The 8,061-nt window shown below is 69.6% G+C and carries 8 protein-coding genes; 7 read left to right on the forward strand and 1 reads right to left on the reverse strand.

The annotated features are described in order from the left end of the window. The first annotated feature begins 170 nt into the window (after nt 1-170). The 6 genes from ACIBVN_RS45270 to ACIBVN_RS45295 all read left to right on the forward strand — a co-directional run bounded on the left by ACIBVN_RS45270 (nt 171) and on the right by ACIBVN_RS45295 (nt 6,113). Nucleotides 171-551 carry a hypothetical protein gene (locus tag ACIBVN_RS45270; RefSeq protein WP_397146479.1) on the forward strand — a complete coding sequence of 127 codons (381 nt, stop codon included), beginning with the start codon at nt 171-173 and terminating at the stop codon, nt 549-551. A gap of 185 nt (nt 552-736) precedes the next feature. Further along, on the forward strand, nt 737-2,077 hold the full coding sequence (locus tag ACIBVN_RS45275; protein WP_397146480.1) for an amino acid permease: 1,341 nt from the start codon (nt 737-739) through the stop codon (nt 2,075-2,077). A gap of 83 nt (nt 2,078-2,160) precedes the next feature. After that, entirely contained in the window at nt 2,161-2,943 is a 783-nt protein-coding gene (locus ACIBVN_RS45280) for a cyclase family protein (RefSeq protein ID WP_397146481.1), read from the forward strand. A gap of 79 nt (nt 2,944-3,022) precedes the next feature. After that, entirely contained in the window at nt 3,023-3,829 is an 807-nt protein-coding gene (locus tag ACIBVN_RS45285) for an IclR family transcriptional regulator C-terminal domain-containing protein (RefSeq protein ID WP_397146482.1), read from the forward strand. A 163-nt stretch (nt 3,830-3,992) separates the two neighbouring features. Then, nucleotides 3,993-5,357, forward strand: coding sequence for a sensor histidine kinase (locus ACIBVN_RS45290; RefSeq protein WP_397146483.1), 1,365 nt, complete (start codon nt 3,993-3,995; stop codon nt 5,355-5,357). A 30-nt stretch (nt 5,358-5,387) separates the two neighbouring features. Then, entirely contained in the window at nt 5,388-6,113 is a 726-nt protein-coding gene (locus ACIBVN_RS45295; protein ID WP_397146484.1) for a tyrosine-protein phosphatase, read from the forward strand. An 18-nt stretch (nt 6,114-6,131) separates the two neighbouring features. On the opposite strand, the gene ACIBVN_RS45300 is transcribed toward ACIBVN_RS45295, so the two are convergent. After that, nucleotides 6,132-6,734 (reverse strand): VOC family protein, encoded by a 603-nt coding sequence (locus ACIBVN_RS45300; RefSeq protein WP_397146485.1) that lies wholly within the window; start codon nt 6,732-6,734, stop codon nt 6,132-6,134. Nucleotides 6,735-6,918: 184 nt separating this feature from the next. On the opposite strand from ACIBVN_RS45300, the gene ACIBVN_RS45305 reads away from it, so the two are divergent. Then, complete coding sequence (locus ACIBVN_RS45305) at nt 6,919-7,959, forward strand: LacI family DNA-binding transcriptional regulator (protein WP_397146486.1); 1,041 nt, start codon at nt 6,919-6,921, stop codon at nt 7,957-7,959. Nucleotides 7,960-8,061 lie beyond the last annotated feature (102 nt).

Consider the following 8,061-nt stretch of genomic DNA (forward strand, 5'->3'; position numbering starts at 1 on the left):
CATCATTTACATCTTGCCATGCATTTAATGCACGAATAGCATCTCGCGGCAGACACCGCTGACCGTCAAGGGGATGGATGCGCATGGTCACGACGACGCCAGAAGCCGCAGCACGAGCACCGAAGCCAGCCGGTCCGCCGGTCCGGCGCCGATGGGTCCGGACGATCAAGGTGTATTGGCCGGTCGCCCGGCAGACCCTGGCCTCGGCCGCGGCGGGCGAGCTCGACGCACTACGGTCCGACGAGACCCTCACGCCGCTGCTCGACATCCTGGAGACCTCACCCGAGCTGGGGGACTTCGGCGTGTACGGCGACGTCTTCGAGGCGTGCCTGGGCGTTGAGGGCTTCACCGTCCGTCCCGGCGCCCGCCCCTCCCACGGCGTGGTCGGCGGGCACTTCCTCTCCTCGACCCTCGCCATCACCACCTACGTCGACGCCTCAATGGACGACGACGAGCTTTCGCATGTCCTGACCCGTATCACGGACGTCCACCCGTGGGAGGTTCCGGTCGTCGAACTCTCCGCCCCCCTGGAACTGATCTCACGGGCCTGACAGTCCAGACCGCCGCCCTTCACGACCCGCCGCACGGAGCCGGCCACTCCCACCGCCTGCCTCCCCCCAAGGAGACCGCCATGTCAGTCTCAGCCGTACCGGAACACCCTCAGACATCCGCAGGATCCACTCCCCAGCCGTCCGGCGACGGCTTGCGCCGCTCCATGAGATCCCGCCATCTCATAATGATCGCGATGGGCGGCGTCATCGGCTCCGGGCTGTTCCTCAGTTCCGGCTACACCGTCTCCCAGGCAGGCCCACTCGGCGCCGTCCTGTCCTACCTCGTCGGCGCGTTCGTGGTCTGGCTCGTCATGGCCTGCCTCGGTGAGCTCGCGGTCGCCTACCCGGTCTCGGGAGCCTTCCACATCTATGCGTCCCGGTCGATCAGCCCCGCGACAGGCTTCACCACCGCCTGGCTTTACTGGCTGACCTGGGCCGTCGCCCTCGGGTCCGAGTTCACCGCCTGCGGGCTGCTGATGCGGCGCTGGTTCCCCGACGTCAGCGTCTGGATCTGGTGCCTGGTCTTCGCCGCCGTCGTCTTCGGGGTGAACGCCTTCTCTGCCCGGTTCTTCGGCGAGACCGAGTACTGGTTCTCCCTGGTCAAGGTCGTCGCCGTGGTCGCGCTCATCGTGCTGGGCGGAGCCGCCCTGGCCGGCTTCCACCCGCTGGCCCCGAGCGGCTCGCACCACCCCTTCCTGCTGGAGAACTTCAGCACCCCGCACGGCCTGTTCCCGAACGGCTTCTCGGGCGTGCTCGTCACCGTCCTGGCCGCGTTCTACGCCTTCTCCGGTTCCGAGCTGATCGGGGTCGCCGCCGGCGAAACCGAGGACCCGTCGAGGGCCGTGCCCAAGGCCCTGCGGGTCACCGTGGCGCGGCTGCTGGTCTTCTTCGTCGGGGCGATCATGGTCATCGCCGCTACCATCCCGTACGACAAGGTCGGGCTGGACGAGAGTCCCTTCGTCACCGTCTTCTCCGCCGTCGGCATCCCGTACGCGGCCGACGCCATGAACTTCGTGATCATCACGGCGCTCCTGTCGGCCGGCAACAGTGGCCTGTACTCCTGTGCCCGCATGTTGTTCTCGCTCGCGGAGGAGAAGCAGGCCCCGCAGGCCCTGCGCCGGCTGAGCAAGCGGGGCATCCCCCTGATCGCGCTGTCGGTGAGCATGCTCGGCGGCCTCGCCTCGCTGGTGAGCAGCGTTGCCGCACCCGAAACCGTGTACCTGGTGCTGGTGTCGATCGCCGGGTTCGCCGTCGTCGGGGTGTGGATGTCCATCGCCGCCGCGCAGTTCTTCCACCGGCGGGCCTTCGTACGCGAGGGCGGGGACGTGCGGATCCTGGCCTACCGGACACCGTTCTACCCGGTCGTCCCGATCCTGGCCTTCGCCCTGTGTGCCGTCTCGCTCGTCGGCATCGCGCTGGACCCGGCGCAGGCAACCGCCCTGTACTTCGGCGTCCCGTTCGTCGTGGCCTGCTACCTCTACCACTGGCTGCGGCACGGCCGCCGGTCCTCCAGGGCGGCCGTTTGAGGCCGGCCTGCATCCACCACGCCCGTTGAACTGTTCCGGGACGGGAGCCCAGAGACCGCCCGGAAAGAGAGGACTGACGAACCATGCCCCTGAACCCGGCCACGACCGCCGCCGCCGTGGAACCCCCGCTGTGGGCCCTGCACCGGGAATTGATCGACAAGACCGTCCGCACCGACCTCACGCACGCCTTCCACCCGGGACAGCCGCACTTCCCCGCCTTCCCGGACGAGGAGCGCGAGATGCCCTTCGACATGTCCCGCGGCGACGGCTTCAACGTGCATCGCTACACCATCGTCGGCCAGTGGGGCACCCACATCGACCCGCCGGTGCACTTCGTCGCCGGAGGGCGGCCCCTGGACGAGATACCCGTGGAGGAGATGATCCTGCCCCTCGTCGTCCTCGACATCAGCGCGCGCGTGGCGACCGACCCGGACGCGGTGCCGGCGATGGAGGACGTTGCCGCCTGGGAAGCGCGCCACGGCGCCGTGCCGGCGGGGGCGTTCGTCGCCCTGCGCAGCGACTGGAGCCGCCGCTGGCCCGACCCCGCCGCGATGGCGAACAAGGACGACGCGGGCGTGAGCCACTACCCGGGATGGTCGGCAGAGGTCCTGCGCTACCTCTTCGAGGAGGCAGGCGTCACCGCGATCGGGCACGAGCAGACCGACACCGACCCCGGACTGGCCACCTCCGCCGGTGACTTCAGCCTGGAGAGCTATGTGCTGGAACGGGACCGCTGGCAGATCGAGCTGATGGCCAACCTCGACCAGGTGCCGGAAGCCGGCGCGCTGATCGTCGCCACCTGGCCCAAGCCGCAGGGCGGTTCCGGCTTCCCGGCACGCGTCTTCGCCCTGCACCACTCGAGCTGAACCGCGATCCGGATCCCGGCTCCGGCAGCCGTGCGGCTGCCGGAGCCCCGGCGAAAACGCCCTCGCTATAGTGGTGGAGATGACCATGAACGCGCCCTCTCCCGGCCCTGCGGCCAAGTGGTCGGCCTCTTCCCTGCGGATGGCGCTGCGGGTGGTCAACACGGTGCTGGAGCGCGAGGCCTCCGGGCGGGCCGGCTTCAACGTCAGCAGGCTCGCAGACGAGGTCGGCATCGAGCGCAGCAAGGCGTCACGGACCACGCAGGATCTGTGCGAGAAGGGCTTCCTGGAACGCCGCGAGGACTCCACGCTGCGCGTCGCAGGCGAGTTCTTCTCCGTGGCCGCGTCGCTGAACCCGGGCCTGCTCCGCCGCAGCCGGGCCCTCCTGCGCCGGCTCGCCGTCGCCCACGACGCCAGCGCCCGTCTCTCCGTGCGCGACGGCGTCCAGGTCCGGCTGCTGCGCGCCGAGTCCGCCGCCGGGGTCGCGCCGCAGTGGCTCACTCAGGCGAGCCTGGTCACCCCCTGCTGGTGCACCGGCGCGGGGCGCGCGCTCCTCGTCGACCACACCGTCCAGGAGATCACCGCGCTCCTGAACGACTACGAGCTGATCGGCGTCGGTGGCCCCAACGCCGCACGTTCCGTCGAGGAGCTCGTCGCCGCCAACGACCGCGACCGCCGCAACGGGTTCATCGTGGCCCACGGCGAGTTCGAACACGGCGTGACCGAGTACGCCGTCCCCGTCCGCGATGCCGGTGGACACATCCGCGCCGCCGTGTCCGTGGTCGGTCGGCAGCACGACTTCATCCGGCACGAGCAGGTGATCAGGACGGACCTCATCGAGCTGGCCGCCGCACTCTCGGCTGCCATCGACGGCACGACCGGGCCGTGACCGCCCTGCGCCGTGGCTTCGCACATGCGCGCCCCGCCGGCAAGCCCTTGCTCCACCTTCGGCTCGGTGGGACAGAGGATGGTTTGCCGTCCTTGTCGGGGAATCTCCCTGGATTAGCGGCGAACGCGGTGAATGTGGTCCCCTGAGTGCCGGGGGAAGGCGCGTGAGCACACTGTTGCGCCGGTCGCTGCGGATACGGCTGGCACTGTTCGCCAGCATCGCCATGTTGCTGCTGAACATCGTCGTCAGCGCCTTTGTGCTGTACGGCCTCCGGAACGAGGTCGTCGACGCCGAGGCGCAGGAGATGTCCAGCAAGGCGCTGCGGGTGCTGCTCATGGTCAAGCGGAACCAGCTGCCCCAGCGGGTGATCTACGATGACCTCGACGGCATCCAGGTGGTCGACCCGGCCGGGCGCGTGGTCGCCTCGACGCCGAACCTGGCCGGCATGCCCCCGTTGACGAAGGCGATCCCCCGCCGAAACCAGGCCAACGACGCCGCGGAGCTCTGCGACCTGCGCGCGTTTCCCGGCCGGTGCGAGATCGCGGTCGCCATGCACGCCTACCAGTCGAACGGCGCGTGGATCATCTACGCCTTCGACCCGGCAGTGCCGTGGTACGTCCGCCCGCAAGTGATCATTTTTCAGATCTGCGTGACGACGCTGCTGGTGGCGCTGACCTGGTTCGGGGTGTCCCGCGTCGTGGCCAGGACGCTCGCGCCCGTCGACAGCATCAGGAAGAAGCTGGCCGAGATCACCGCGGGGGGCGGTGGGATGCGCGTCCCGGTGCCGGACAACGACGACGAGATCAGGGCCCTGGCCGAGACCGCCAACCATACGCTCGAGCAGCTGGAGGCGGCGATGGAGCAGCAGGAGGCCGCGATCGAGCAGCAGCGCAGGTTCGCCGGCGACGCCTCGCACGACCTGCGCAGCCCGATCACCGCGATGCGCGCCCAGGTCGAGGAGGCCCTCCTCCATCCCGAGGACACCGACTGGCCGGAGACGGGCAACGAGGTGCTCTCCAGCCTGAACCGGCTCCAGGCCATCGTCACCAACCTGCTCACGCTGACCAAGCTGGACGCCGGCGCTCCGGACCGCCGCGAGCCCGTGGACCTCGGCGAGCTCGCCGCCGCCGAGATCGCCAGGCCGCGCACCAAACGTGTCGTCCCCAATCTGCAATCGGGTGTGGTCGTCACGGCCGATCGGCTGCAGCTGGCCCGCCTGCTGACGAACCTGCTGGACAACGCCGAGCGGCACGCCGAGACGCACATCATCGTGACGGTGCGGCAGCAGGACGACGAGGCGGTGCTCGAGGTCCTCGACGACGGTGCGGGCATCCCGGACGACCAGCGCGAAGTCGTCTTCCAGCGCTTCACCCGCCTGGACGACTCGCGCAGCCGCGACGCCGGCGGCTCCGGACTCGGCCTGCCCATCGCCCGCGAGATCGCGAAGTCCCACTCCGGCTCTCTCGCCATCGAGGATTCCCACACCGGCGCCCGGTTCGTCCTCCGCATGCCGGCTAGGGAGGACTGAGCCGGTTTCGGCGACCTTAGGGTGACTCGCATGAGAAGAAATATCGCGTTCGAGCACCTGCACAACTTCCGGGATCTGGGCGGCTACCGGACCGCCGACGGCCGGACGGTGCGGTGGGGCCGGCTGTTCAGATCCGATTCGCTGGCCAAGCTGCGGGGCCCGGACTGGGATCGTTTCCTCGCCCTGGGCGTACGCACGGTGATCGACCTGCGCTACCCCTGGGAGATCGAGGCCAAGGGGCGGGTGCCCCACCACGACGGAGTGGCCTATCACAACTTGAGCATCGAGCACCGCCCGTACGACCAGGCGGAGATCGATCCGGACGTCGACCCGTGGCGCTTCCTGGCCGATCGCTACGCCGAGGTCGCCCTCGACGGGGTGGAGGAGCTGCGGCGGACCCTGGAGGTCATCGCCTCCGCGGACGAGCCTCTGGTGTTCCATTGCGCCTCCGGCAAGGACCGCACCGGACTGGTGGCCGCGCTCGTGCTGTCCCTGCTGCAGGTGCGGGAAGGCGACATCGCCGCGGACTTCGCGCTCACCGAGCTGGCCACCGGCCGGTTGATCGCCGACTGGCGGGCCGCCAACCCGGGCCGCGAGCTGAAGTGGCCCGGTTATGGACGAGCCCCCGCTGAAATCATGCGGCTCTTCCTGTCCGACCTGACGGCCGCCCATGGATCCGTGCAGGGCTACGTGACGGACCAGCTCGGGGTGCATGAGGAACTGATCTTGGGGCTCCGCAGCCGCCTCCTCCATTGAAATGGCGACGGAGCCGGATCAGCTGAGCACGACCCCGCCCAGCCGGACCGTCAGCACGGGTTCGTCCTCGCGCACCACCTCCAGCTCGACCCCCAGCGCGTCGAGCTGCCCCCGCACGGCGTCCGGCTCCGGGTGGCCCGCGGTGAACGACTCCAGCGCCACCTCGGGCAGTCCACGCTCGCCCGGGTGCTTCGTCGCGCCCCAGGAGATCAGGAACGGCACCACCGGGTCACCGAGATGCGCCGTCAACCGCCACTGGAGCACGTCGCCGTCCGGCGTGCGCCGCGACATCTCCCTCGCGGGACCGGGGTCGTAGCCCTGCGCCCGGGCCGCGGCGATGGTGGCGTCCAGGTCGGCCGGCCGTACGCACCAGGCCACCAGCCTCGGCTCGGTGAGCTCCGCGAGCCCGAACCACCGGGGCGCCACCCCCTGCTCGGGATCCGGCCCGATGATCTCCAGATACCGCTGTCCGCCCAGGCCCACCAGGTGGTTCCGGGTGCCCATCCCCTTGTGCCGGCCACCTTCGGCGGGGCGCACCCCCGTGCGGCGACCGAACTCCAGGACGGTCTCCTCCAGGTGCGGGGTGGCGTAGACGAGGTGGTCGAGCAGGTCACTTCTCATGCTGCAAAGGTACGGCCCTCCAGTTACTGATAACGGTTTCAGTCGGCCAGACCCAGTTGTGGGGCGAGGGTGGCCCTTGAGTTGGGAAAATGCCAGGATGTGTAACGAGTTGGAAACATGGCATTGACACTCCGTGGCCACATCCTGCCATCATCACTGACATCGATTTCAGTTTGGAGCTCACGTGGTCACCATCCATGACGTAGCAGCTCGCGCGGGGGTCTCTCCCGCCACGGTCTCGCGCTTCCTGCGGGGCCAGCGGGTGCGCTCGTACGAGGCGATCCAGGCCGCCATCGACGAGCTGGGCTACTGGCCGAGTGCCGCGGCGCAGTCGCTGAAGTCCGGGCGCACCAACACGATCGGCGTCGTCGTCCCGGACATCACGAACCCGTACTTCGCCGCGGTGGTCAAGGGCATGGAGTCCGTCACCCGTACGGAGCCCTACCGCATCCTGCTCGCCAACAGCGACGAGAGCAGCGAGCAGGAGGACGACGTGCTGGCGGACATGGTGCGCAGGGTCGACGGCATCATCCTCGCCCCCGCCACCGAGCAGGACGAGACGCCGCTGCACGTGCACGACGCCGACGTGCCCCTGGTGTTCGTGGACCGCGACCTGGCGGGCGGCGAGCGGTTCGACGCCGTGCTGGTCGACAACGACGGCGGCGGCAGGCAGGCGGCCGAGCACCTGCTCGCCCTCGGGCACACCCGGGTGGCCGCGATCAGCGGCACCCTGGACACCACCCCCGGGCGGCTGCGGCGCGAGGGGTTCGTCGGGACGCTCGCCAAGGCGGGCGTCGAGGTGCCGCCCGAGTACGACCTGGTCGGCGACTTCAAGGAGCACAGCGGCTACCAGCTCACGCTGTCGCTGCTGTCGCTTCCCGAGCCGCCCACCGCCATCTTCGCCGCCAACAACCTCATGACGCTGGGCGTGCTCAAGGCGCTGCACGACATGCGGATCGACATCCCCGGCCAGATCAGCCTGATCGGCTTCGACGACCTCGACACCGGTCCGCTGCTCAAGCCGCCCCTGACCGTCATCGACCGGCCGATGTTCGAGCAGGGCGTGCTCGCCATGCGGCTGCTCCTGCGCCGGCTGGACCCCGAGGAGAGCGGCGGCAGCGCCAGCCGCATCGTCCTGGACACCAAGCTGATCGAACGCGCCTCCACCGCCCCGCCGGGCGGCTGGCCGGCCCCCTCACGCACGAGAAAGACCCGATCGCGATGAGCGTTGCGACTACCTCGCTCGCGGACGTGACCTCTTCGGAGGCGGCGTTGCGAGCTTTCCTGCATGGCCTGCCCGGGGTTGACCGGGTGGGCGCGGATCAGC

The sequence above is a fragment of the Nonomuraea sp. NPDC049400 genome, from assembly GCF_044466425.1.
GTDB lineage: Bacteria > Actinomycetota > Actinomycetes > Streptosporangiales > Streptosporangiaceae > Nonomuraea.